This window comes from Streptomyces sp. NPDC026377, assembly GCF_055567715.1.
In genome coordinates this window covers 82,713-107,415 of record NZ_JBVHPV010000003.1, presented here as the reverse complement: position 1 = coordinate 107,415, position 24,703 = coordinate 82,713, and the positions used below count along the sequence as shown (strand labels likewise).

The 24,703-nt window shown below is 70.6% G+C and carries 17 protein-coding genes and 2 pseudogenes; 13 read left to right on the top strand and 6 right to left on the bottom strand.

All coding sequences use genetic code 11. The features are described 5' to 3' along the window. Nucleotides 1–46: 46 nt before the first annotated feature. Entirely contained in the window at nt 47–2,017 is a 1,971-nt protein-coding gene (locus ACZ4MU_RS08170; RefSeq protein WP_467872523.1) for a glycoside hydrolase family 3 protein, read from the bottom strand. Nucleotides 2,018–2,420: 403 nt separating this feature from the next. Then, nucleotides 2,421–4,802, bottom strand: coding sequence for a phosphoketolase family protein (locus ACZ4MU_RS08165; protein WP_467872521.1), 2,382 nt, complete (start codon nt 4,800–4,802; stop codon nt 2,421–2,423). A 97-nt stretch (nt 4,803–4,899) separates the two neighbouring features. Between ACZ4MU_RS08165 and ACZ4MU_RS08160 the strand changes: the two are divergent. Together ACZ4MU_RS08160 and ACZ4MU_RS08155 are read left to right on the top strand one after the other, a co-directional pair. After that, nucleotides 4,900–5,343 (top strand): annotated as a pseudogene (locus ACZ4MU_RS08160) (polyphosphate kinase 2 family protein); the annotation flags it as partial. A gap of 278 nt (nt 5,344–5,621) precedes the next feature. Then, complete coding sequence (locus tag ACZ4MU_RS08155; RefSeq protein ID WP_467872520.1) at nt 5,622–6,086, top strand: Crp/Fnr family transcriptional regulator; 465 nt, start codon at nt 5,622–5,624, stop codon at nt 6,084–6,086. 43 nt (nt 6,087–6,129) lie between these two features. Here ACZ4MU_RS08155 and ACZ4MU_RS08150 read toward each other — a convergent pair whose 3' ends face one another. From ACZ4MU_RS08150 to ACZ4MU_RS08140, 3 genes and pseudogenes are all read right to left on the bottom strand, one after another. Beyond that, nucleotides 6,130–6,702 (bottom strand): dihydrofolate reductase family protein, encoded by a 573-nt coding sequence (locus tag ACZ4MU_RS08150; RefSeq protein ID WP_467872518.1) that lies wholly within the window; start codon nt 6,700–6,702, stop codon nt 6,130–6,132. Between the two features lie 197 nt (nt 6,703–6,899). After that, on the bottom strand, nt 6,900–7,547 hold the full coding sequence (locus ACZ4MU_RS08145) for a pectate lyase (protein ID WP_467873571.1): 648 nt from the start codon (nt 7,545–7,547) through the stop codon (nt 6,900–6,902). Nucleotides 7,548–7,634: 87 nt separating this feature from the next. Continuing rightward, nucleotides 7,635–8,630, bottom strand: a pseudogene (locus ACZ4MU_RS08140) (pectate lyase family protein); the annotation flags it as partial. Nucleotides 8,631–8,991: 361 nt separating this feature from the next. On the opposite strand from ACZ4MU_RS08140, the gene ACZ4MU_RS08135 reads away from it, so the two are divergent. The 11 genes from ACZ4MU_RS08135 to ACZ4MU_RS08085 all read left to right on the top strand — a co-directional run bounded on the left by ACZ4MU_RS08135 (nt 8,992) and on the right by ACZ4MU_RS08085 (nt 21,426). Beyond that, nucleotides 8,992–9,645 carry a GntR family transcriptional regulator gene (locus ACZ4MU_RS08135; RefSeq protein WP_467872516.1) on the top strand — a complete coding sequence of 218 codons (654 nt, stop codon included), beginning with the start codon at nt 8,992–8,994 and terminating at the stop codon, nt 9,643–9,645. Continuing rightward, entirely contained in the window at nt 9,642–10,568 is a 927-nt protein-coding gene (locus ACZ4MU_RS08130; RefSeq protein ID WP_467872514.1) for a dihydrodipicolinate synthase family protein, read from the top strand. Before ACZ4MU_RS08135 ends, ACZ4MU_RS08130 begins: the two co-directional genes overlap by 4 nt. Then, the gene (araD, locus tag ACZ4MU_RS08125; RefSeq protein ID WP_467872512.1) at nt 10,565–12,331 is read left to right on the top strand and encodes an L-arabinonate dehydratase; all 1,767 of its coding nucleotides are present in this window, start codon (nt 10,565–10,567) and stop codon (nt 12,329–12,331) included. The genes ACZ4MU_RS08130 and araD overlap by 4 nt, the downstream gene beginning before the upstream one ends. A 101-nt stretch (nt 12,332–12,432) precedes the next feature. Further along, nucleotides 12,433–13,377: a carbohydrate ABC transporter permease gene (locus ACZ4MU_RS08120; RefSeq protein ID WP_467872510.1), complete on the top strand. Its 945-nt coding sequence runs from the start codon at nt 12,433–12,435 to the stop codon at nt 13,375–13,377. Further along, nucleotides 13,374–14,279, top strand: a complete 906-nt coding sequence (locus ACZ4MU_RS08115) for a carbohydrate ABC transporter permease (RefSeq protein WP_467872507.1) — start codon at nt 13,374–13,376, stop codon at nt 14,277–14,279. The genes ACZ4MU_RS08120 and ACZ4MU_RS08115 overlap by 4 nt, the downstream gene beginning before the upstream one ends. After that, a complete protein-coding gene (locus ACZ4MU_RS08110; RefSeq protein ID WP_467872505.1) occupies nt 14,276–15,478 on the top strand; it encodes a Gfo/Idh/MocA family protein in 1,203 nt (400 codons plus the stop codon). Before ACZ4MU_RS08115 ends, ACZ4MU_RS08110 begins: the two co-directional genes overlap by 4 nt. Further along, nucleotides 15,475–16,347, top strand: coding sequence for a DUF6807 domain-containing protein (locus ACZ4MU_RS08105; RefSeq protein WP_467872503.1), 873 nt, complete (start codon nt 15,475–15,477; stop codon nt 16,345–16,347). The genes ACZ4MU_RS08110 and ACZ4MU_RS08105 overlap by 4 nt, the downstream gene beginning before the upstream one ends. After that, nucleotides 16,344–17,858 carry a glycoside hydrolase family 43 protein gene (locus ACZ4MU_RS08100; protein WP_467872501.1) on the top strand — a complete coding sequence of 505 codons (1,515 nt, stop codon included), beginning with the start codon at nt 16,344–16,346 and terminating at the stop codon, nt 17,856–17,858. Before ACZ4MU_RS08105 ends, ACZ4MU_RS08100 begins: the two co-directional genes overlap by 4 nt. A 67-nt stretch (nt 17,859–17,925) precedes the next feature. Then, the gene (locus tag ACZ4MU_RS08095; RefSeq protein ID WP_467872498.1) at nt 17,926–19,281 is read left to right on the top strand and encodes an ABC transporter substrate-binding protein; all 1,356 of its coding nucleotides are present in this window, start codon (nt 17,926–17,928) and stop codon (nt 19,279–19,281) included. Continuing rightward, a complete protein-coding gene (locus tag ACZ4MU_RS08090; RefSeq protein ID WP_467873568.1) occupies nt 19,278–20,087 on the top strand; it encodes a rhamnogalacturonan acetylesterase in 810 nt (269 codons plus the stop codon). Before ACZ4MU_RS08095 ends, ACZ4MU_RS08090 begins: the two co-directional genes overlap by 4 nt. Nucleotides 20,088–20,115: 28 nt before the next feature. Then, nucleotides 20,116–21,426: a pectate lyase family protein gene (locus tag ACZ4MU_RS08085; protein WP_467872496.1), complete on the top strand. Its 1,311-nt coding sequence runs from the start codon at nt 20,116–20,118 to the stop codon at nt 21,424–21,426. Nucleotides 21,427–21,501: 75 nt separating this feature from the next. Here ACZ4MU_RS08085 and ACZ4MU_RS08080 read toward each other — a convergent pair whose 3' ends face one another. Continuing rightward, nucleotides 21,502–24,420, bottom strand: a complete 2,919-nt coding sequence (locus ACZ4MU_RS08080; protein WP_467872494.1) for a glycoside hydrolase family 48 protein — start codon at nt 24,418–24,420, stop codon at nt 21,502–21,504. Nucleotides 24,421–24,703: the final 283 nt, after the last annotated feature.

The following is a 24,703-nucleotide window of genomic DNA, read 5'->3' as shown; positions in this document are numbered from 1 at the left end:
CGCGGCCGGTTTCGAGGAGGCGGGCCAGCGCTTGGCCGTCCGGTGCTCAGCGCCTGGTGGTCAGGCCGTACCCGTAGGGGAACAGCGGGTCGTAGTCCGCGTCACCGACGTTGATCGGCTCCTGGGCCTCGCTGCGGGGCCAGGTGACGGGGAGCTTGCCGGTGAAGGGGCGCTTGCCGAACAGGACGTCGGCGACTCCGTCGCCCTCGCTGCCCGGGAGCCAGGACATGACGAAGGCGTCCGCCTTGGGCAGTTGGTCGGTGATGATCTGCGGGCGGCCCGCGACGTCCAGGACGAGACACGTCTTGATCGCGGAGCAGACGCGGTCGATGTTCGCCCGGTCCGTGGCGGAGAGGTTCAGGGTGTTGCCGCCCCTGCCGACGTCACCGACGCCCTCCGCGTAGGGAGTCTCCCCGACGACGACGATACCGACGTCGTGTCCCGCCATCGGAGCGGTGGCGTCGGCGCTGTAGGTGACGTTCTCCGCGTCGCGCCGGATGCCCCGCAGAATCGTGGTGCCCGGGAAGGCGGTGTTGCCGGACTGGCCCTGCCAGGTCACCGTCCAGCCGCCGGCCTGGTTGCCGAGGTCGTCGGCGTTGACTCCGGCCACGTAGATGCTCTGGGAGGGCCTGAGCGGCAGGGTGTGGTGGTCGTTCTTCAGCAGGACCTGGGACTCAGCCACCGCACGGCGGGCCACGGCCCGGTGCGCGGGTGAGCCGATGGTGTCGATGTCGGCCCGGTCGGTGTACGGGTGCTCGAACAGGCCGAGCCGGAACTTGGCCCGCAGGATGCGGGAGACGGCGTCGTCGATGCGGGACATCCGCACGCGCCCGGCCTGGACCTCGGCGGTGAGGGCCTGCTCGAACTGCGGGGCGTTGTACGGCTGCATGAACATGTCCATGCCCGCGTTGACCGAGGTGCGGACCTGGGTGGCGAAGTCGCCCGGCAGCTGGGTGATGGCGTCCCAGTCGCTGATGAGGAACCCTTCGAAGCCGATCTTCCGCTTCAGGACGTCGGTGAGCAGCTCCTTGCTGGCACTCATCTTGACCGGCTTGCTGCCGGGCACATCGGTCCACTGGACGGACGAGTACGAGGGCATGACACTGCCCACGCCATGGACCTGGACGGCGGTGACGTAGGGCGCCAGGTCCACGGCCGCGAAGCGCCGGTGGCTGGTGACGGTGGTTCCCTGGTCGATGGTGTAGTCGTTGGTGGTGGAGGTGCCGTAGGTGGTGTCGCCGTCACCGGCGTAGTGCTTGACGGTGGCCAGCACCCGGTCGGGCCTGGCCAGGTCCGTTCCACGGGTGCCCTGGAAGCCGTCGATGGCGGTCTCCATCCGCTGCACCAGGGCGGGGTCCTCGCCGAAGCTCTCGTACGTACGGCCCCACCGGTCGTCGCGGGCCACGCACACACACGGCGCGAACACCCACTGCGGGCCGGTGGCCCGGGTCTCGGTGGCCGTGATGTGCTCCTCCTCGGCGACCAGCCGGGGGTTGCGCGTGGCGCCCATGCCGATGTTGTGCGGGAAGATCGTCGCGCCGGCCAGGTTGCCGTTGCCGTGGACGGAGTCGATCCCGTACAGCAGCGGGATGTGCAGCCGGGTCGCGAGCGCGTGCCTCTGGTAGCGGTCGACCATGTCCGCCCACGCCTCGGGCGTGTTGGGCGTGGGCGTGGAGCCGCCGCCCGACAGCAGCGAGCCGAGTTTGAGGTCGGTGATACGGGTGGGCTCGGCGTCGACCGAGCCGCGTTCGGCCTGCGTCATCTGGCCGATCTTCTCCGCCGTCGTCATCCGGCCGAGAAGGTCGGAGACCCGCCGCGCCACCGGCAACTCCGGGTTGAGGTACGGCAGCGTCCGGCCGTGCGGGGCGGTGGCCGGGGAGTCCGGTGCGGCCAGGGCCGGAGCCGTCGGGACCGCCGTGGCGACGAGGGCGGCGGCGGTGAGCAGGAGACCTGCCGTCCGTCGTCGGCGAGCGGTGCGGGGGTGCGGCGCGGGGCCGCGTAGACGCTGACCTGTCACGTGATGCTCCTTGAGTGTGGCCGCTGCGACGGTGTCATCCAAGTGCGGTTCGGGAGCGCTCCCGCAAACGCGGCTCTGCCGTGGCCCCGACTCCGTACGGCAGGGATGCGGGGTCCGGGCGCCAAGGCCGCTCTCCGATACATCTGATACATCCGGTACAGAAGAATCCGTACGGCGACACGCGAGCTCGATCCCCTCACCTACGCCGCAATAAATGAAGCCAGCGCCGCTGATTGCCTGTCAAGCGGTGTGCATGCGTTCAGTTCTCGAAGCGAAAGCCGGACATCGGCCCGGCGGTCACCGGCGGACCGCGGGGCTGTGGGGGCAACCAGCACGGTGACCGGCGGCGACCGCCGTGAATTCATCAGTCAAACGCCGGCCGCGCCGACGGGGACCATCGGCGTCAGGCGTTCCACGTCCACTCCGCGACCTCCGGCAGGTCCGTGCCGTGCTCCCGGATCCAGGCGTGGTGGCGGGTGCGGGCGTCGGCCATCGACTGGCGTACGGCGGCAGCGCGCACCGCGAGGCCGGGGACGCGGTCGATGACGTCCATGACCAGGCGGTAGCGGTCCAGGTCGTTGCGGACCACCATGTCGAACGGCGTGGTCGTGGTGCCGGACTCCTTGTAGCCGCGCACATGCAGGTTCGCGTGGCCGTTGCGGCGGTAAGCGAGGCGGTGGATCAGCCACGGATAGCCGTGGTAGGCGAAGATCACCGGCTTGTCCGGGGTGAAGAGCCCGTCGTACTCGAAGTCGCTCATGCCGTGCGGGTGTTCCTCGTGCGGCAGCATCCGGGTCATGTCGACCACGTTGACGACGCGGACGGCGAGGTCGGGCAGGTGCCGGCGCAGCAGCTGGGCCGCGGCCAGCACCTCCTGGGTGGGTACGTCACCGGCGCAGGCCAGGACGACGTCCGGCTCGCCGCCGTTCTCCGTACCCGCCCACTCCCAGGTCCCCGCTCCCCGGGCGCAGTGGGCGCGGGCGGCGTCCATGGACAGCCAGTCGAAGCAGGGCTGCTTGCCCGCGACGACGACGTTGACGTAGTCACGGCTGCGCAGCACGTGGTCGGCCACCGACAGGAGCGTGTTGGCGTCCGGCGGCAGATAGACGCGGACGACCCCGGGGCTCTTGTTGAGGACGTGGTCGACGAAGCCGGGGTCCTGGTGGGAGAAGCCGTTGTGGTCCTGGCGCCACACGTGCGAGGTCAGCAGGTAGTTGAGGGAGGCGATCGGGGCACGCCACGGCAGCTCGCGCGAGGTCTTGAGCCATTTGATGTGCTGGTTGACCATCGAGTCGACGATGTGCACGAACGCCTCGTAGCAGGAGAACAGTCCGTGCCGACCGGTCAGCAGATAGCCCTCCAGCCACCCCTGGCAGGTGTGTTCCGACAGGATCTCCAGGACCCGGCCGCCGTGTTCGAGGTGTTCGTCGACGGGAAGCCGCTCGGCCTGCCATGCCTTGCCGCTGACGTCGATGACGGCCTGGAGCCGGTTGGAGGCGGTCTCGTCCGGTCCGACCAGCCGGAAGTCGCGGCGATCGCCCGTGTCCCTCATCACCCGGGCGAGGAGGTCGCCGAGGATACGGGTCGGCTCGTGCAGGGTCGTGCCGGGCTTGTCCACGGGGACGGCGAAGTCGTCGAGCGGGGTGACGGGCAGGTCCCGCAGGAGGAGTCCGCCGTTGGCGTGCGGCGTGGCACCGAGCCGCCGGGCACCCTCGGGGAGGCAGGCGAGCACGTCGGCGGTGGGGCGTCCGTCCGGCCCGAAGAGCTCCTCGGGCCGGTACGAACGCAGCCAGCTCTCCAGTTGCCGCAGGTGTTCGGGGTTCTCGCGGACTGCGGCCAGCGGGACCTGGTGGGCGCGCCAGGTGCCCTCGACGGGTACGCCGTCGACCTCGGCGGGGCCGGTCCAGCCCTTCGGCGTGCGCAGGACGATCACCGGCCAGCGCACGCGCTCGGTGGCCCCCTCCTCGCGGGCGGCCCGCTGCGCCGACGCGATCCGGTCCAGGGCGTCGTCGAGGGCGCGGGCCATGGCCCGGTGCACCTGGAGGGGGTCGTCGCCGCTCACATGGACGGGCTCGTGCCCGTACCCGCGCAGCAGCGCGTCCAGTTCCTCTTCCGGGAGACGGGCGAGCACGGCCGGGTTCGCGATCTTGTAGCCGTTGAGGTGCAGGATCGGGAGCACCGCGCCGTCGTGCACCGGGTCGAGGAACTTGTTGGAGTGCCAGGAGGCGGCCAGTGGTCCGGTCTCCGCCTCGCCGTCGCCGATCACACAGGCGACCAGCAGGTCCGGGTTGTCGAAGGCGGCGCCGTACGCGTGGGAGAGCGAGTAGCCGAGCTCGCCGCCCTCATGGATGGAACCGGGCGTCTCGGGGGCGACATGGCTGGGCACACCGCCGGGGAAGGAGAACTGCCGGAACAGCCGGGCCATCCCCTCCGCGTCGCGCGGCACGTCCGGATAGGTGTCGCTGTAGCTGCCCTCCAGCCAGGAGTTGGCCAGCACGGAGGGGCCGCCGTGGCCGGGCCCCCACACGCACAGCGCGTCGAGCCCGCGCGCTGCGATCACCCGGTTGAGGTGGGTGTACACGAGGTTCAGACCGGGCGAGGTGCCCCAGTGGCCCAGCAGCCGGGGCTTGATGTGCTCGGGCCGCAGCGGCTCGGTGAGCAGCGGGTTGGACAGCAGGTAGATCTGGCCCGCGGCAAGGTAGTTGGCGGCACGCCAGTGCGCGTGCAGGGTGCGCAGCTCGTCGTCGGAAAGTACCGTGGCGTCCTGGTGTTCGACCTGGTTCACGGGTGGGGCTCCAGACGTCGTCGGGACGGGTCATCGGGTGGGTGGGGGCGACATGGCCGGAACGGAGGCGGCGACGCTGCCGCGCAAGCGGTACGAGATGGGCTTCCGCGCTCAGGAGGAGTACCAGCGCTTCCCGCGTCAGTGCCCGGTCTTCGAGCGGATGCTGGTCGAGGACGGGATCCTGCCGCGCGAGTACCGGTTCTCGGTGAGCGACACCGAGCAGCAGGAACGGTTTTGGCGCCGGCTGGAGGACCCGTTGCGGCGCTGGAAGCTCCCGCCGATGGGCCTCGCGTCGATCACCCGCTGGGAAGCGTACTCCCGCGCCAAGGACGACATGCTGGTCCACAGCGACATCGGCGAGGCGCCCCGGTACGTCGTGGAGAGCGACGACAAGCGCCGGGCGCGGTTGGACACGATCGCGCACCCGCTGTCCTCCGTTCCCTGCGAGGAGACTCCGCCGCCAGTCCTGCGACTGCCGCGGCGCCCGCCTTCGACCGGCTACGAGCGCCCCCCGGGAAACCCGCGGACCTACGTCCCCGACATGCCGCGGGCCTCTGAGGAGCCGTCCTCCACCTTCCCCGATTCCGGCTTCGCCCGCGAGGGCCGTTCGGGCCGGAACCACCGGCACCGGCCCGGGCCGACGGGCCCTGCGGGCACTGCGCAGCGAGGGGCGGATCCGGACCCCGCGCCCGCGCACCCTCACCGCTTCGTATCGGCTCGCTCACCCCACGTGACCGCCGGACGGCCGTCCCCGCCGCCACCCCGCGCGGAAGCGGCGGCAGGGCCACACTGGAAGGAACCCGGACAGGGAGGCCGTCCATGAGCAATCCGACCTCGATCACCACCGCGCTTCCGGTCGAGTACCGCGAACGCCTCATGAGCATCGCCCGCGAGATCAACTTCTCCGCCGGGGTGCGGCTCTTCAACGAGGGCGCTCACGCCGACCGGTTCTGGATCGTGCGCTCCGGCACCGTGACGCTCGACATGCACGTACCCGGCAGACGCCCGGCCGTGATCGGACAGCTCGGCTCCGGCGAGCTGGTGGGCTGGTCGTGGATGTTCCGCCCGTACGTGTGGCAGCTGGGCGCCGAGGCGATGACGCCGGTGCGCACGTACGAGTTCGACGCGGCGTCCGTGCGGGCCATGATGGACGCCGACACCGCGTTCTCCGCGGCGGTCGGAGCGTGGGTGGGCCGCGTTCTCGCCCACCGCCTCCACGCGGCCCGCATCCGGTTGCTCGATCTCTACGCGCCGCACGGCAGTGGCAGCGACAGCGTGCTGTGACCGCACTCCGCCCCAGCGCCGGGAACGAGGCCGGGGATCGCGGTCAGCGGACCACGTCGAAGACGTTCTTCTGCAGGCCGTTGGCGTAGGCCTCGTGCTCGACCAGCTTCAGCTTCTGCGCGTCCTTGTCGGTGGCGCTGAACAGCCGCTTGCCCGCGCCGAGCAGGAGCGGGAAGACGAGCAGGTGGTAGCGGTCGATCAGGCCGGCGTCCGAGAGGCTGTGGTTCAGCGTGGCGCTGCCGTGGACGATGATCGGACCGCCCTCGGTCTCCTTCAGCGCGGCGACCTCCTCGACCGAGCGCAGGATCGTGGTCTCGCCCCAGTTGGACACCAGGTCGTCCTCGGTGAGCGTGGTGGAGACGACGTACTTCGGCATCTCCTTGTAGTCCGCGAAGTCCTCCATGCCGGGCCACACCGCGCTGAAGGCCTCGTAGCTGGTGCGGCCCATCATCATCGCGGTGGCTTCCTTCTGCTCGCGCCCCTTGATCCCGAACGCCTCCGGCAGGAACTCGACGTTCTTGAAGGTCCACCCGGAGTTGCGGTAGCCGGGCTCCCCGCCCGGCGCCTCCACGACGCCGTCGAGCGAGATGAAAGCCGTGCTGATCAGGGTGCGCATCTGGGGTTCCTCGGTGTTCGCGGTGGCTAATGGTCCGGTTCCGAACCGGTCATGTCGCTGCGTGCGCCGACCGCACTCGCGGCCCCGGCACGCACCGACCATGATCTCTGACTGCGGACCGCGGCGAAAGTCATCGGCCGGAGCGATGTGCCGAGCCGGCGGCCATGACCACCGGCTCGGCTCCAGTACACGCGATGTCAGTTGTAGATGATGTCGGCGGCCGAGTAGCGGCAGTACGTGCCGTCCGGGCCGCTGCCGAGCACCTTGGGCTCGGCCCCTGTGTTGTTGCCCTCGTAGCGCACGCACGGCTTGATCTTCTTGCCGCTGTCGCCGTGGATGCGGACACCGCGCAGGGTGGCGCTGTCCCCGTAGTTGCTGTTGATGCCGACCAGGGCCTTGCCGGGCGCCGTCACGTCCACGTCGTCGACGACCACCTGGCGCCGGTACTGGGTCGAGCAGTTGCCGCAACTGCGCACCAGCTTGCCGAAGTCGGTGACCTGGAACCCGCCGGTCACGCTCAGGGTGCCGGCGCCGTTGAACTGGAAGACCTTGTCGGAGGCCTTCCTGGCGCCGCCGCCCTCCACGCGGTAGACGGCGGAGGAGGACTTGCCCCTGAAGGTGGCGGCGTCCTCACCGACGTCCTCCCACCACACGTTCTTGAGCGTGCAGGTGCCCAGGCAGTGGATGCCGTCGGCGGCGGGCGCGCCGATGACGACGTTGGACAGGACCGCCCCGTCCTTCAGCTGGAACAGCGGTGACTGATTCTCGCTCTGGCCGCCGTCTCCGAGGTCACCGCTGCCGTAGAAGCGCTGCATCTTCCCGTCGTACGGGCCCGAGACCTCGATGGTCGCCGGGACGGGCCTGCTCGTGGTGGGGGTCGGCCAGGCGGCCGCGGAGGCGGTCGCGGGAGTGGCCGCGTTCGCCGCTCCGGTGAGGGCGCCCGCCCCGGCTCCGGCGGTCACCGACGCGACGACGGACGAGGCGGGCTCGGCGGTGTACGCGTAGGGCGCGGTGGTGAAGGAACCCGTCCGGGAGACCTCCAGGGCGGCGCCGCCGAGGTCGTTGCCCCGGAGGTTGGCGTAACCGTCGGTGCTGCTGTCCCGGCTGGTGGTCACGGCGACCTTCGTCGAGCGGAAGACGTTGTTCTCGACGAGCATCTGCGCGCCCATCCGGGAGTGGACGGCGGTGTCGGCGCCCTCGACGTAGTTGTCGTAGAAGTGGCCGGTGCCGAACCGCAGGCTGGGGAGGCGCGAGTTGACGTTGCTGAAGTGATTGTGGTGGTACGTCACCCTCAGGTGCCCGGTGTCCTCGGAGGCGTTCTTGTCGCTGTGGCCGACGAGGGAGCCCTTGTAGTGGTTCTTGAAGGTGTTCCAGGAGACGGTGACGTGGTCGGAGCCGTGGGTGATGTCGACCAGGCCGTCGTAGTAGTCCTTGCCGTGGTCACGGTCCGAGGAGAAGGTGTTGTGGTCGATCCACACCTTCGTCGACTTCTGCACGGTGATGCCGTCGGCCGGCGCCACGGGTTTGGTGATGTTCAGATTGCGGATGACGACGTTGGTCTCCTCCTTCACGCGCAGGCCGCCACCGGTGAGCCCGGAGGCCGAACCGACGCCGAGGACCGTGGTGTTGGAGCCGACGTCAACCTGTCCGCTGAGCGGGATCAGACCGCTGACCTTGACGACCTTGGCGGTGTCGCCGGTGACGGCGGTCTTGAAGGCGGCGAGGGTGGACACGGTGACGGGTGTCGCCGCTCCGCCGCCGGAGGTGCCCGCGCCGAAGCCGACGGGGGTGTTCTCCGCGGCGAGGCCGACTGGTGCGGTGCCGACGGCCCGAGCGGAGTGGGGCAGCCCGGCCAACGCCGTGGCGGCGACGGCGGTGGCGGCCAGAAGAAGGGTGCGGGGACGCTTGTGGGGGGCGTGCGTGCGCATGCGGGTGAGTCCCTTCGGATCGGGATGCCGGCCCGTGGGTACGGGCGCGTGGGGGTGGAGCCCGACTGATCAGCGGTGCACGGTGTTCAGTGTGCGGAACGTCGTTCAAGCAGTTGACGCCCTCTGATCGCGGTCAGGTACGGCAACTGCCGTTCTCTCGGCGCGTGCCACGCGGACCGGCAACCTGGGTCACACTGATGAATGGAACGTAGAGGGAAAGCGCTTTCTCGTCAACGCCCCAGCCGCATCTCATGCCGGTGCGTCAGATCCGTTGACGCGCCCGGGGATCGGCTCTAGTTTCATCGCGTCGTACCTGATGCGTCATATATGAGACGCGATACGTGACCGTCGAGAGGCGCGCATGACCTCTGTGCCCACTCCCATCCCCTCCCGGACCCAGTTCGTGCTGGAAGCCGTCAAACACCGCATCCTCACCGGGCAGTTGGCGCCCGGCCAGGCGCTCGTGGAGGTCGAACTGGCCGCGCACTACGGTGTGTCCAAGACCCCTGTGCGCGAGGCGCTCAAGACGCTGGCCGGCACCGGACTGGTCGTGATGAACCAGTACAAGGGCGTCACGGTGCGCATGGTGGACGCGGACATGGCGCGCGAGGTGTATGACGTACGGCTACTCCTCGAACCCGAGGCGCTGCGCCGCACCGTCCGGGGCGCCGCGGACCTCGACTCCGCGCGCGAGGCCCTGGAGCGCGCCGACACCGCGGCGGACACCGCCGAACGCTCGCTGGCCAACCGGGAGTTCCACCGCGCGCTGTATCTGCCGTGCGGCAATCCGCTGCTCGCCCGGATGCTGGACGAGGTGCGCGACCAGGCGGCGCTGGTCTCCGCGGTGGCGTGGGCCGCCGATCCGTCCTGGGAGCAGGAGGCGGCGGAGCACCGGGAGATCCTGCGCCTCGCCCTGGCCGGCGACGCGGACGGCGCCTCCCGCGCCCTCCGCGCCCACATCGCCTCCTTCGTCGAACGGGCCTTCCCGCGGGCCCAGGAAGAAGTCCCGATATGACGACGCCGTACGCGTCCATGCGCCTCGCCCTTGCCGATGTCGTGGCGATCCCCGTGACCCCGTTCGCCGAGGACGGATCCGTCGATCACGACACCCACCGCGCGCTGCTGCGCAGGCTGCTGGACGACGGCGTGAGGACGCTGACCCCGAACGGCAACACCGGGGAGTTCTACGCCCTCACCCCGCACGAGCGCAGAACGGTCGTCGAGTCGACCGTCACCGAGGCCGGTGGGCGGGCCGCGGTCGTCGTCGGCGTCGGGCACGACGTGCCGACCGCCATCGACGCCGCCCGGCACGCCCGGGAGGCGGGCGCCGACATGCTGATGGTGCATCAGCCGGTGCACCCCTATGTCACCGCGGGCGGCTGGGTCGACTACCACCGGGCGATCGCGGAAGCCGTCCCCGAGCTCGGGATCGTGCCGTACATCCGCAACGCGCGCCTGGCGGGCGAGCACATGGCGGCGCTGGGCGAGGCGTGTCCGAACGTGATCGGGGTGAAGTACGCGGTGCCGGACGCGGCGCGGTTCGCCGCCTTCGCCCGCGACGCCGGTCTGGAGCGCTTCGTGTGGGTGGCCGGTCTGGCCGAGCCGTACGCGCCCTCCTACTTCTCCGCCGGGGCGACCGGGTTCACCTCCGGCCTGGTCAATGTCGCGCCCAAGATCTCCCTGACCATGCTCGAAGCACTGCGCTCGGGCGACTATCCGGCCGCGATGCGGGTGTGGGAACAGATCCGCCGCTTCGAGGAGCTGCGCGCCGCCGACTCCTCCGCCAACAACGTGACCGTGGTCAAGGAGGCGCTGGCCGTCCTCGGTCTGTGCCGCCGCCAAGTGCGCTCCCCCAGCAGGGCGCTGGACCCGGCCGGGCGCGCCGAGGTCGCGGCCCTCGTCGAGGGCTGGGGCGCCGTCGCGGGGTGGGGCGTATGAAACCCGCCGCGTCAGCACCTTCCTCCGCCGAGCGGCCACGCCGCCGCGCCCCCGAGGAGCTGCGCAGCCACCAGTGGTACGGCACCGACGGGCTGCGCTCCTTCAGCCACCGCGCCCGCACCCGCCAGCTCGGCTATCTCCCCGAGGAGCACCTGGGCAAGCCGGTCATCGCGATCCTCAACACCTGGTCCGACATCAACCCCTGCCACGTCCATCTGCGTGAGCGCGCGCAGGCGGTCAAGCGCGGGGTGTGGCAGGCCGGGGGCTTCCCTCTCGAATTCCCGGTCTCCACCCTCTCGGAGACCTTCCAGAAACCCACCCCGATGCTCTACCGCAACCTCCTCGCCATGGAGACCGAGGAACTGCTGCGCTCGTATCCGGTGGACGGGGCGGTGCTGATGGGCGGCTGCGACAAGTCGACGCCCGCGCTGCTGATGGGGGCGATCTCCGTCGACCTGCCCGCGGTGTTCGTGCCCGCGGGGCCGATGCTGCCCGGGCACTGGCGGGGCGAGGTGCTGGGTTCGGGTACGGACATGTGGAAGTACTGGGACGACAAACGGGCCGGGCTGATCGGTGACTGCGAGCTCGCCGGGCTGGAGAACGGTCTGGCCCGCTCCCCCGGCCACTGCATGACGATGGGCACCGCCTCCACGCTCACCGCGGCGGCCGAGGCCCTGGGGGTGACGGTTCCCGGCGCCTCCTCCATTCCGGCCGTCTCCTCCGAGCACGACCGCATGGCGGCCGCCTCGGGGCTGCGGATCGTCCAACTGGTCCACGAAGAGCGGCGGTTGTCGACGATTGTCACCGAGGACGCCTTTCTGGACGCGGTGACCACGGTCCTCGCGCTGGGCGGCTCCACCAACGCCGTCATCCATCTGACCGCGATGGCCCGGCGCGCGGGCGTCGAGCTGACCCTGGACGACTTCGACCGCGTCGCCCGGACCGTTCCGGTGCTCGCCAACGTGCGGCCGGGCGGCGACACCTACCTCATGGAGGACTTCCACTTCGCGGGCGGTCTGCCCGCCCTGCTCTCCAGGATCACCGACCTGCTCCATCTGGACCGGCCGACCGTCGCGCACGACACCCTGCGCGAGCAGCTCGCCGCCGCCGAGGTCCACCACGACGACGTCATCCGGCCCCGCACCGACCCCGTCGCCGCCGAGGGCGGACTCGCGGTGCTGCGCGGCAACCTGTGTCCGGACGGCGCCGTCATCAAACACATCGCCTGCGAGCAGCGCCTGCTCAAGCACACCGGTCCGGCGGTCGTCTTCGACGACTACCGCGAGCTCCAGCGCACCATCAACGACCCGTCGCTCGGCATCACGGCCGACAGCGTCCTGGTGCTGCGGGGCGCCGGCCCCAAGGGCGGTCCCGGTATGCCCGAGTACGGCATGCTGCCGATCCCCGACCAGCTGCTCAAGCAGGGGGTGCGGGACATGGTGCGGATCTCCGATGCCCGGATGAGCGGCACCTCGTACGGGGCGTGCGTTCTGCACATCGCGCCCGAGTCGCACGTGGGCGGCCCGCTCGCCCTCGTCCGCACCGGGGACCTCATCACCCTCGACGTCGCGGCCCGCAGCCTCCACCTCGACGTGACCGACGAGGAGCTGGCCCGCCGACGGGCCGACTGGACGCCGCCGCCCGCCCGGTTCGAGCGGGGGTACGGGGCGCTGTACAGCGACCAGATCACCCAGGCCGACACCGGTTGCGACTTCGCCTTCCTCGCCCGTCCCGGCACGGTGCCGGACCCGTACGCCGGCTGAACAGCCATCACCCGCTCCAACCGCCCACTTCTTCTTTTGTTCGACACTTCGAACAGCGTGCGGCAAGCGCTTTCCCGCACACGCCCGAACGGAGATCCGTCATGGCCCAAGCCGCCACCGCCGTGGCTCAGCCACCACCCAAGCGGTCCGGCACCGCCCGTCGCACCGGAGCCACCCCGCGTACGCTGCCCTATCTGCTCATCGCGCCGGCCGCTCTTCTGATGTTGGGCTTCATCGCCTATCCCGTGCTCAGCGTCTTCTACTACAGCCTGCGGAACTACAACCCCTCCAAACCGTGGCGCAACGGCTTCGCGGGATTCGACAACTTCACCAGGGCGTTCGCCGACGACCCCGAGTTCTGGCACACCCTGGGGTTCAGCCTCCAGTGGGTCGTCGTCCAAGTGGTGCTGCAACTGCTGCTGGGCCTGGGACTCGCGCTGATCGTCAACCAGACGTTCGTGGGCCGCGCGCTCTCCCGCGCGCTCGTCTTCTCCCCGTGGGCGGTCTCGGGGGTGCTCACCTCGTCCATCTGGATGCTCATCTACAACTCCCAGACGGGCATCACCCGTTACCTCGCGGACGCGGGCGTCGGCACGTACGGCACGTCCTGGCTCTCCGACACGTCGACCGTCTTCCCCGCCGTCGTCACCGCCGAACTCTGGCGCGGGGTGCCCTTCTTCGCGATCCTCATCCTCGCCGACCTCCAGTCCGTGTCGAAGGACCTGTACGAAGCCGCGGAGGTCGACGGCGCCGGGCGGCTGCGCCAGTTCTTGCACATCACCCTGCCGCATTTGAAGGACGCCATCATCCTGTCCACGCTGTTGCGGGCGGTGTGGGAGTTCAACAACGTGGACCTGCTCTACACCCTCACCGGCGGCGGACCGGCGGGCGAGACCACCACCCTGCCGCTGCGCATCGCCTCGATCGCCGTCGACTCGCACGACTTCGGTTACGCCTCCGCGCTGACCTCCATCGCCTTCGTCATCCTGCTGTTCTTCTCGATGCTCTATCTGCGGCTCAGCAAGTTCGGAGGGCAGGAGAAGTGATCACCGAAGAAGCCGAGACGCGGACCGCTCCCACGGTCCGGGCCCGTACCCCCCTCCGCCACCAGGACGCCGAGCCGTCCGGGCGCCGCGCCTGGGACGAGGTGCCCCGCTGGCAGATCTATCTGCCGCTGGGCCTCTACCTCCTGTTCACCCTCGTGCCCTTCTACTGGATGCTGCTCTTCGCGTTCCGGCCCAGCGGCTCCACCTCGCTCGTACCGTGGCCGCTGACGCTGGAGCACTTCGACAAGGTGTGGAACGAGCGCAGCTTCGCGCTCTTCTTCCAGAACAGCCTGATCGTCGGGTTCGTGTCGATGCTGCTGACGACGGTGGTCGCGCTCACCGGTGGCTACGCCCTGGCCCGCTTCGACTTCAGGATCAAGCGCGGGTTCCTGCTGATGCTGCTGTGCTCGCAGTTCATCCCGGGCGCCCTGATGCTGGTGCCGCTCTTCCAGATCTTCGCCGACCTGCGGATGATCAACTCGCTGGGCAGCGTCATCATCGCCGAAGCCGTCTTCCAGCTCCCCCTGTCGATGATCCTGATCAGCGGATTCATCAAGAACGTGCCGTACTCGCTGGAGGAGGCCGCCTGGGTCGACGGCTGCGGACGCTTCCGCGCCTTCTGCGCGGTGGTCCTGCCGCTGCTGCGTCCCGGTCTCATAGCCGTCGGCTCGTTCGCCTTCGTCCACAGCTGGAACCACTTCCTCTTCGCGCTGATGTTCCTCAGCAACCAGGACAAGCAGACGATCCCGGTCGGCCTCGCCACCTTGATGGGCGCCGACAGCGTCGACCTCGGCGCGCTCGCCGCCGGTGGTGTCATCTCGGCCCTCCCCGTCGTCCTGGTCTTCGCCTTCATCCAGAAGTGGCTGGTCACCGGGTTCAGCGCAGGGGCGGTGAAGGGATGAGCCCCCGACGCGAGCCCGTCCCCGTCGTCCTCGCCGGGGCGCGCGGCCACGGACGCCGACACCTGGAGAACCTCCGCCGCCTCGCCCGCCGGGGCCGGGTGCGCCTGGCCGGGGTCTGCGAACTCGCGCCCCTGGCCCCCGGGGAACTGGACGGCTTCGCCACCCCCGAGCAGTCCGGCGACCTGGCGGCCCTGCTCGCCTCCACCGGAGCCCGTGTCGCCGTCGTCAGCACCCCGATCCAGACCCACACCGGCCTGGCCCTGATCGCGGCGGAGCACGGCACGCACCTGCTCCTGGAGAAACCGCCCGCCCCCTCGTACACGCAGTTCCAGCGCATCTGCGACGCCGTCGCCACGGCCGGCACCGCCGCCCAGATCGGCTTCCAGTCGCTCGGCTCCCACGCCGTCGGCGCGATCCGCGACCTGATCGCGGACGGCGCGATCGGCGAGCTCGTCGGCGTCGGCGCGGCGGGCGCCTGGGCGCGGGACGAGGCATACTTCCGCCGTGCGCCCTGGGCCGGGCACCGACGCCTGAACGGCAGCGACGTCGTCGACGGGGTCCTGACCAACCCCCTGGCGCACGCCGTCGCCACCGCGCTCGCCCTCGACGGCTCGACCCGTGCCGAGGACATCGCCGCGATCCGCACGGAGCTGTTCCGCGCCCATGACATCGAGGCCGACGACACCTCCTGCGTGGACATCACCACCGTCGCGGGGCACCGCGTCACCGTCGCCGCGACCCTGTGCGCCGAGCGTCCGGGCGAGCCGTATGTCGTCGCGCACGGCAGCCGGGGCCGCATCACCTTCTGGTACAAGCAGGACCGTGTCCTGGTGCAACGCGCGGGACACGGCCCCGTGGAGTCGGTCCACGGCCGCACCGACCTCCTCGACAACCTCCTGGACCATCTGGAGGGCGGTGCCCCGCTGCTGGTCCCACCGGAGTCGACGGCCGCCTTCATGAAGGTGGTCGAGGCGGTACGCACGGCGCCCGATCCGGCGCCACTGCCGCCCGGGGCGTGGAGCCGTACGACCGACGGGGCGGGGGCCGTACGCCGAGTGGTGCACGGCATCGACGGCCTGGTGGCCGCCTCCGCCGACACCCTCAAGGGCTACAGCGCGCTCGGCGCGTCCTGGGCGCCCAAGCCAGGCCCAGAAAGGCGTAGTTGGGCGCAATCACGGAGCGGGGTGGGCGCGTCATGAGTTCCCGCACTTCCGCCGAAGCGCCTTCCTCCCCCGCCTCGCTGACGTTGAGCGTCTCGGGTCGCCCCGTCGCGCACTACGCCTTCCGCCCGGAGGGCGAACCACGTATGGCACCGCGCCCCTTCCTCCACCCCGTCACCACCCTCGCGGGCACGCCCGTCACCGAGTACCGGCCCGCCGACCACCGGCACCATGCCGGTGTCTCGGTGGCCGTGCCGGACGTGGAGGGCCACAACTTCTGGGGCGGCCGCACCTTCGTACGCGACCAGGGGCCCACCGAACTCGACAACCACGGATTCCAGCGGCACGAGGGCTTCGTGGCCTGTGACCCCGAGGGCTTCGCCGAGGACCTGAGGTGGCGGGCGGGCGGCCGCGACCTGCTGCGCGAGCGCCGCACGGTCTCGGTGACCGGTCTCTCCCCCCGTGCGTGGGCACTGGACTTCACGTTCCGCATCACCAACCCCTCCCCCACCCCCCTCACCCTGGGCAGCCCGGCGACCAACGGCCGGCCCGGCGCCGCGTACGGAGGTTTCTTCTGGCGCGCCCCCCAGGCGCAGACGCCTCCCCCGGTGTTCACGGCCGACTCCGCCGGTGAGGCCGCCGTGCACGGCCGGTCCGCCGGGTGGCTGGCGCTGGTCGGCGAGAGCTGGACCCTCGTCTTCGCGGGCGGCACCCCCGAGACCCGGCGCGATCCCTGGTTCGTTCGCGCGGCCGAGTATCCGGGCGTCGGCTCCTCCCTCGCGGCGTCCCGGCGGCTGGCCCTCGCGCCCGGCGCCTCGCTGGTACGCCGTGTGGTCACCGTCGTCGCGGACGGCCGGTTGGGCGCGGACGAGGCGCAGGAACTGGTCACCCAGGCGGTGCACGCATGACGTCGCCCGACACGGCCTACCGCAACCCCGTCCTCGGCGCCGACTGGTCGGACCCCGACGTCGTCCGCGTCGGCGACGACTTCTATCTGACCGCCTCCAGCTTCGGCCGCGCACCCGGCCTGCCGCTGCTGCACTCGCGTGACCTGGTCCACTGGAGGCTGATCGGGCACGCCCTCGACCGGCTCGTACCGGAAGAGGCCTTCTCCGTACCCCGCCACGACTGCGGGGTGTGGGCGCCGTCGATCCGTCACCACGACGGGCTGTTCTGGATCTTCTGGGGCGACCCCGACCACGGCATCCACCACGTCAACGCCCCTGATGTCAGGGGCCCTTGGAGCCGCCCTCACCTCATCAAGGCGGGCAAGGGGCTCATCGATCCGTGCCCGCTGTGGGACGAGGACACCGGCGAGGCGTTCCTCGTGCACGCCTGGGCGAAGTCGCGCTCCGGCATCAAGAACCGCCTCACCGGCCACCGGATGAGCCCCGACGGGGCCGAACTGCTCGACGACGGCCAGGTGCTGGTCGACGGCGACCGGCTCCCCGGCTGGTTCACCGTCGAAGGCCCGAAGGTGTACCGGCACGACGGCTGGTTCTGGATCTTCGCGCCCGCCGGGGGCGTGGCGCACGGCTGGCAGGCCGTCTTCCGTTCGCGCTCCTTCCTGGGCCCGTACGAGGAGCGAGTCGTCCTGGAGCAGGGGGACACGCCGGTGAACGGGCCCCACCAGGGCGGCTGGGTCCGCACCGCCACCGGCGAGGACTGGTTCCTGCACTTCCAGCAACGCGGGGCGTACGGACGGGTCGTCCATCTCCAGCCGATGCGCTGGGGCGAGGACGGCTGGCCGGTCCTCGGCGACGGCGGCAGCCCCGTCCTCACCCACGCACTCCCCGATCTGCCCCCGCAGCCGCCGTCGGCGCCCGCCACCGACGATCTGTTCCCCGGCGGCCGCTTCGGACTCCAGTGGCAGTGGACCGCCAACCCCCGGCCCGGATGGGCCGTCAGCCACAGCCAGGACGGGCTCCGGCTCGCCTGTGTGCGCTCCCCCGACATCCACGACCTGCGCCTGCTGCCGCATCTGCTCACCCAGCGGCTTCCGCTGTCGTGCCGCACGGTCGAGGTGGACCTTGACCTGGACGCCGCCGGACCGGGCTCCCGGGCCGGGCTCGCCGTCGTCGGTGACGCCTACACCTGGATCGGTTTGGAGCGCGGCCCCGACGGTACGGCGGCCCTCGTCCACCGGTTCGCCGAATCCACGGCGCGCGGACCGGAACGGGACGCCGCGCGACCGCGCCCGGCACCGTCCGCCTCCGTACGGCTGCGCATCGAGGTCGGCGAGGGGGCGCGCTGCCGTCTGTACGCGGACACCGGGGACGGGTTCCACCCCTCGGGCCTGGTCTTCACCGCCACACCCTGGCGCTGGGTGGGCGCCCTTCTGGGGCTCTTCGCCGGGGCACCCCCGGGCAGAGGACCCACCGGCACGGCCCTGTTCACGCACTTCCGGACCTACGACTGAGCACACCTGGCACGTCTCGCCCGCACTCCTCAATCTCCCACCACGTGCAGCAGAAATGAGCCGATCCATGGACAACAGCACCGGCCGCAGCAGAGGCCGCCACACCGCCACCGCCCTGACTGTCGCCACCGTCCTCGCCCTGACCGCCACCGCCTGCGGTGACGACGGCGGTGGCGCGGGGGGCGGCAGGGGCGAGGAGGGGTCCGGGAAGGGCGAGATCACCTTCTGGGACAACAACACGGCCGCCCGCCGGGACATCTGGATGGAGATCATCAAGGACTTCGAGAAGAAGTACCCGGACATCGAGGTCAACTACGTCGGGATTCCCGCAGCGTCCGTCCAGTCCAAGTACGACACCGCCATCCAGGGCGGCGGCCTGCCCGACGTCGGCGGGGTGGGCGCGGCGATGCTCGCGGGGATCGTGGGGCAGAACGCGCTGGAGCCGGTCGGCGACCGGGTCACGGCGAGCACGTCCCTCAACGGCAAACTGAACGCGGCCATGGTCGAGTCGGTGAAGGCGGCCGGTGGCAGGAAGGACCTGTACACCGTGCCCACCTCCGCCAGCAACGGTGTGCTGTACTACCGCACCGACCTGTTCCGGCAGGCGGGGCTGGAAGCGCCCACCACCTGGACGAAGTTCTACGAGGCGGCGGCGAAGCTCACCGACAGCGCGAAGAACCAGTTCGGCTACACGATCCGCGGCGGGGCCGGCTCCATCGCCCCGGCGCTGGACGCGATGTACGGCCAGAGCGGCATCACCTCGTTCTGGGACGCGTCCGGCACGAAGACCACGGTCAACGACGCCAGAAACATCCAGGCGCTGGAGAAGTACGCCGCCCTGTACAAGAAGGCCACTCCCGCGGCGGACGTGAACAACGACTTCACCAAGATGGTCGCCCAGTGGGACAACGGCCGGATCGGCATGCTCAACCACAACCTCGGCTCCTACAAGGACCACGTCAAGGCGCTCGGCACCGACAGGTTCCGCGGCCTGCCCAACCCGACGACGGACAGCGGCGCACGCGTACAGGTGTCCAATCCCGTGGACGGGCTCGGCCTGTTCAAGGCGGGCAAGAACAAGAAGGCCGCGTGGACCTTCATCGAGTTCGCCGCCTCACACGCGTCCAACAGCAAGTGGAACGAGTCGGCGGGGGCCATCCCCGCCAACACCGAGGCCGCCAAGGACCCCTGGGTCCAGAAGGCCGAGCCCACCCGGCTCGCCGCCGAGGCCCTCACCAGCGGCAGCACCACCATCGTGCAGCTGCCCTACTACCTGCCCGACTGGAACACCATCTCCAAGACAGCCAACGAGCCCGCCTTCCAGAAGGTCCTCCTCGGCAAGACGTCCGCCAAGGACTTCCTGGACTCCCTCGCCGGCCAGCTCGACAAGGCGCAGGCCCAGTGGAAGAAGCAGAACCGGTGACGGCCGCCGGACCCAGCCGCCGAGGCGTCCTCGCCGCCGCCGGAACCCTCGCCCTCGCGGCGGCCACCGGCCCCGCTGCCCACGCGACCCCGGGAGCCCCCCGCCGTATGCCGACCCTCCACATCGCGGGCGACTCCACGGCCGCCCAGAAGTACGCGGACGCGGCCCCCGAGACCGGCTGGGGCATGGCCCTGCCGTTCTTCCTGCACACGGGCCTGCGAGTCGCCAACCACGCGGTGAACGGCCGCAGTTCCAAGAGCTTCCTCGACGAGGGCCGCCTCACCGCGATCCTGAAGGTGATCCGGCCCGGCGACCTCCTGCTCGTCCAGTTCGGCCACAACGACGAGAAGAGCAACGATCCCGCCCGCTACACGGAACCCTGGTCCACCTACCAGGACTGTCTGCGCACCTACGTGGACGGGGCACGCGCCCACGGGGCGCGGCCGGTGCTGCTCACCTCCGTGGAGCGCCGCAAGTTCGACACCGAGGGCACCGCACATCCCACCCACGGCGACTACCCGGCCGCGATGCGGGCCCTCGCCCGGCAGACGGGCACCCCGCTGCTCGACATCCAGGCCCTGTCGCTGGCGCTGTGGCAGCGGCTCGGTGCCGAGGAGACGAAGAAGTACTTCAACTGGACCGCCACAGAACAGGACAACACCCACTTCAACCCGCCGGGCGCGATCGCCGTGGCGCGCCTGGTGGCCCGGCGGCTGCGCGACCAGCGCCTGCTGGCGGCCTCCGAGCTGCGCCGCCTGGACGACGCGATCCCCCCGTCCTGGATCACCTGGCCCGCGGCCCCCTGACCCGTACCGCCTTCGCGAGGAGAACCGTATGACGCACACACCCCAGAGGCGCTCCCAGCGCGTGGCCGCGACGGCCGCCTGCGCGGCACTGGTGCTCGCCCTGACGTCCACCGCGGGCTCCGCCCACGCCCACAGCCGTGACCCGGGCCGCCAGTCGCTGCCCGCGGGGGACGGCTGGGCGTCGACCGGCTCCGGTACCACCGGCGGCGCCCGGGCGGATGCCGCGCACGTGTACACCGTCACCACCTGGGACGAGCTGAAGGCCGCACTCCACGACGGCGGCGACCACCCGAAGATCGTCCGGATCAGGGGCACGCTGAACGCCACCGCCGACGGCTGCGCCGCCTTCGCGGCCGAGGGGTATGACTTCGCCCAGTACCTCGCCGACTACGACCCGGCGGTCTGGGGCCACGACAGGCAGGTCAGCGGTCCGCAGGAGGACTTGCGCGCCGCCTCCGCCGCCCGCCAGAAACCGGCCGTCACGGCGGACGTCCCGTCCAACACCACCCTCGTCGGGGTGGGCGCGAACGCGGGGATCGTCGGCGGGAGCCTCCAGATCAAGGGCGTCGACAACGTCATCGTCCGCAACCTGACCCTGGAGAGCCCCCTCGACTGCTTCCCCCAGTGGGATCCCACCGACGACAACAGGACGGGGGCCTGGAACTCCGAGTACGACAGCGCGGTCGTCCACGGTTCCACCCACATATGGATCGACCACAACACCTTCACCGACGGTGCCCACCCCGACAGCGCCCTGCCCGCCTACTTCGGCAAGATCTACGAGCAGCACGACGGCGAGCTCGACATCGTCAAGGGCGCCGACCGGGTGACGGTCTCCTGGAACGCCTTCAGGGAACACGACAAGACCCTCATGATCGGCAACAGTGACGGCGCCGCCGCCACCGACGCGGGCAGACTCAAGGTCACGCTCCACCACAACCTCTTCGCGAGCATCGTCGAGCGCGCCCCGCGCGTCCGCTTCGGCCAGGTCGACGCGTACAACAACCTGTACACCGTCACCGAGAAGCAGAAGTACCAGTACGCCTTCGGCATCGGCTACCAGTCCCAGCTCGTGGCGGAGAAGAACGCGTTCACGCTTCCGGACGGTGTGTCCGCCGCGGACATCCTCAAGAAGTGGAGCGACGCACCGGTGACCGCCGACGGCAACTACGTCAACGGCCGCCCGCTCGATCTCATCGCCGTCCACAACGCGCGGCTGCCCGGCGAGGTGCTGCGCTCCGGCGCCGGGTGGACGCCCGTCCTGCGCACCCGGGTGGACGACCCGCGCGCCCTGCCCGGCCTGGTCGGCAGGCGGGCGGGCGCCGGGGGGATCGGCTGATCCCCCTCAGCTGGGGACCCCGGTCCGTCCGGCGGGGCGGGCGGGACGGACCGGGGCCACGGAGCTGTCAGCAGGCTATTCGAGCAGCTCCGCGTAGGCGCCCATGGCCATCGCTATGTCGGCCTGGGCCCAGAACCGGTGGTAGGTGAAGACGGGGGCGGCGCCGCCCGCGAGATACGCCTCGATCTTCGACCAGGCCGGGTCGTTCTTGTAGAAGGAGCGCAGGGAGGTGAAGGTCGACGCGGAGTCGATCCTGTCGCCGCCCGGCATGGTCCCGCTCCAGCCGCTCGGCACGTACACCGGGTCGGCGAACCGCTTGTAGTCGGTACGGGTCTCCGGCACGGCGATCCCGAGCGCGTCCTGGTTGTGGTCCCACATCCCGTCGATCAGCTTCTTCGCCATCGACTTCGCCGCCGCGTTGCCGGACTTGGCACCGTAGTAGGTCAGGGTCTTGGCGTAGGCGGCGGCGACCCCCACGTCGTCGGTGTAGTCGGCGACGGTGACGTGCAGGCCCGCGTTGGCCCCGGGGGAAGCCGCGTTCCAGGTGTCGGGCTTGCCGGACCACTGGAGGGTGGCGGGGATGCGGTAGGTGCCGTCGGGGTTGACGGTGGTCTTGGACAGCGCCCAGGTGACCCACTTGTCCAGGACGGTCTTGGCGGCGGTGTCACCCGTCTGCTGGTAGTACTCGGCGACCCGCTCCATCGACCAGGCCTGGAAGCCGAACCACTGGTTGGAGGGCGGGTCGTGGTAGACCGGTGCCTCGTCGTAGAACATGCCGTAGAACGTGGGCGTCCCGGCCGGCGGGGTCGCGTACCGGCCCTGCCAGCTGTTGGTGGCGCCGCCCGCGATGGCACCCTCGTCCGACTGCAGCCAGCGGTAGAACTCCAGCTGACGTTTGAGGCTGGTGCCCCAGTCCGCCGAACCGGTGGCCGACTTGGGCTTCAGATCGGCGTACGAGCTGAGCGCCCAGGCGGCGAGGGGGTTCTGGTAGCCGCCGTGCACATGGCTCGATCCGATGCGCCAGGCCCAGCCCGCCGAGGTGTCGGTGGCGCCGCCCCAGGCGTAGTACCAGGACAGCAGGTAGCTGGAGCTGTTCTTGCCGCTGCCGGCCGGGCAGGTGGTGGGTCCGACGCAGTTCCCCTGCTGCTTGAAGTACTTGTCGTACATCGCGTACCGCAGATAGTCGCCCATCTTCGCGGCCTTGGCGACGGTCGCGGTGACCGAGGCGCCCTTGCCCTGCTGCTTGGCCCAGACGTCCGCCCAGTAGGCGGCCTGGACGGCGCGCGCGTCGGCGTCGGGGGCGTCGGTGAACTTCCACTGCTTCGCGTATGAGGAGTCCTTGGTGAACAGGTCCAGGTACCCGTTCTTCCCGCCGTACTTGAAGGTGTCGCAGGTCGGCTGCGGAACGGTTTCCCAGACGGACTCCTGGGGGCCGCGCTGGAAGGTGTTGATGTAGGAGGGTCCTGCCACGGTCGGGCCGCCCTCGCAGGTGCCCGGCGCGTTGCCGTACCCGTAGACGTTGTCGACATCCTCCAGCCAGTGCATGCCGTAGATGTCGTCGGTGCCGTAGGCGCTCTTCAGCTCGCCCGCGATGGGGTCGTTGCCGACGGGGACGGACGGGTCGAGCTGCGCAGGGTACTGGGAGGGGAGGTCGCCCTCGGGCGCGTAGGTGGCCGGTTTGGAGGCGTTGTAGAAGGAGTTGGTGGGCTGGTCGGTGTGGCCGGGGATCATGTACTTCTCCATGATGTCCCAGGCCCCGTTGAACTTGGACCAGTCCCCGCTGACCTTGCCGTACATGGCCTGGAGCCAGATCAGATAGCTGTATGCCTCCGAGGTGGTCTCGTGCCCCTGGTCGGGCGCCTCCACGATCAGCGTCTCCACCGAGTGGTACGGGATGCCCTTGGGCGAGAAGTAGCCGTTCGCCGGGTCGGTGATCTTCCCGTACAGGGCGAGGAAGCGCGCGTCGTACGTCTTGGACGCGGCTATCTCGGTGGCCGTCACCTCGGCCCTGGCGTGGCCGGGCGCCGTCGCGGCGAACACGGCGGCTCCGGTGCCGTTGGCGTCGGCGGTGACCGTCGCCTGCTGCGTGGTGTTCCAGTTCGCCGGGGTGAAGACCAGGCTGGCGCCGGAGGTGAGGGAGAGCCCGGTGTTGCCGGAGGCGCGGGCGACGCTGACGGTCACGTTCGCGGTCGGCTGGGTCGACAGCTTCACACCGAACGTCGCCGACTTGCCCTGTTGGACGGAGAGTTGCGCGGGCGAGGCGACGACGGCGGGCCCGCTGGTGACGTGGATGCCGACGGGGGCGGACTCGGCCGAGGCGCCGAGGCTGTCGTACGCCTTGGCGTAGAGCGAGTAGTCACCTGCCGCGAGCCCGGTCGCGGAGAAGGTGTAGGGCGCGGTGGTGTCGGTGCCGAGGAGGGTGGTGTCGCTGTAGAACTCCACCTTGCCGATCGACGCCCCGTCCGCCGCCGCCGCCGTCGCGGCGAGCGGCACCGGGTCACCCGCCGTGTACGTGGCACCCGCGGCGGGGCTGGTCAGCACGGCGACCGGGGGCTGGTGGGCGCCGTTGCAGGGGGTGCCGTTGAGGGCGAAGGCGGTGGGGGCGGTGTTTGCCCCGCTGTAGGTGAACTGGCCGCCCGTGGTGACGGCGGCGCCCGCGGCGATGGTCTTGTTCCAGTCGGCGGCCTTGACCGTGACGGTCCGCGCGGACTGCGACCAGGCGCCGTTCCAGCCGTTGGTCAGCTGCTGGTTGCCCGCGTAGGCGTACGTCAGTGTCCAGCCGTCGATGGCGGCGGAGCCCCGGTTGGTCACCGTGATGTCGGCGGTGAATCCGGAGCCCCAGTCATTGGTCTTGTAGTCGACGCTGCACTGGAGGGCGGCGGCGTGGGCCGCGGGGAGAGCGCCGACGGTGGTCGCGCCGAGAGGCAGCGAGAGCACGGCGGCGTAGGTGAGCAGGCGACGCAGGCCGGGCCTGCGTCTGGTGCGCGAAGGCATGTGGGGGACACTCCAAGCGGCTCGGTGACGGGGGTCGCGGTGCGAGGCTGTGCACGAGCTTTGAACCTGTGGGAGCGCTCCCAAAGTGCAGGAGAGGTTGAGGGCATGTCAAGGGGGTGTTTCGTGATTCGGGATCCCGGGTGCACAGGCGGGGCCTACGGCAACTCCTGTTGCGCGAGTGGCTGTTGGGAAGCAAGGGAGCAGCGGCGGCCCACGGGAGGGCGCACTGCTGGGGCACCCGGGAGCAGCGGCGGCTCACCGAGGGGCGCGCCCACCCCCCGGC

Bases quoted from the DNA above. Each gene is read 5' to 3' on its own strand.
- ACZ4MU_RS08130 (WP_467872514.1), top strand. From the start codon at position 9,642: ATGACGACGCCGTACGCGTCCATGCGCCTCGCCCTTGCCGATGTCGTG.
- ACZ4MU_RS08105 (WP_467872503.1), top strand. From the start codon at position 15,475: ATGAGTTCCCGCACTTCCGCCGAAGCGCCTTCCTCCCCCGCCTCGCTG.
- araD (WP_467872512.1), top strand. From the start codon at position 10,565: ATGAAACCCGCCGCGTCAGCACCTTCCTCCGCCGAGCGGCCACGCCGC.
- ACZ4MU_RS08085 (WP_467872496.1), top strand. From the start codon at position 20,116: ATGACGCACACACCCCAGAGGCGCTCCCAGCGCGTGGCCGCGACGGCC.
- ACZ4MU_RS08100 (WP_467872501.1), top strand. From the start codon at position 16,344: ATGACGTCGCCCGACACGGCCTACCGCAACCCCGTCCTCGGCGCCGAC.
- ACZ4MU_RS08150 (WP_467872518.1), bottom strand. From the start codon at position 6,702: ATGCGCACCCTGATCAGCACGGCTTTCATCTCGCTCGACGGCGTCGTG.
- ACZ4MU_RS08095 (WP_467872498.1), top strand. From the start codon at position 17,926: ATGGACAACAGCACCGGCCGCAGCAGAGGCCGCCACACCGCCACCGCC.
- ACZ4MU_RS08135 (WP_467872516.1), top strand. From the start codon at position 8,992: ATGACCTCTGTGCCCACTCCCATCCCCTCCCGGACCCAGTTCGTGCTG.
- ACZ4MU_RS08080 (WP_467872494.1), bottom strand. From the start codon at position 24,420: ATGCCTTCGCGCACCAGACGCAGGCCCGGCCTGCGTCGCCTGCTCACC.
- ACZ4MU_RS08155 (WP_467872520.1), top strand. From the start codon at position 5,622: ATGAGCAATCCGACCTCGATCACCACCGCGCTTCCGGTCGAGTACCGC.
- ACZ4MU_RS08120 (WP_467872510.1), top strand. From the start codon at position 12,433: ATGGCCCAAGCCGCCACCGCCGTGGCTCAGCCACCACCCAAGCGGTCC.
- ACZ4MU_RS08110 (WP_467872505.1), top strand. From the start codon at position 14,276: ATGAGCCCCCGACGCGAGCCCGTCCCCGTCGTCCTCGCCGGGGCGCGC.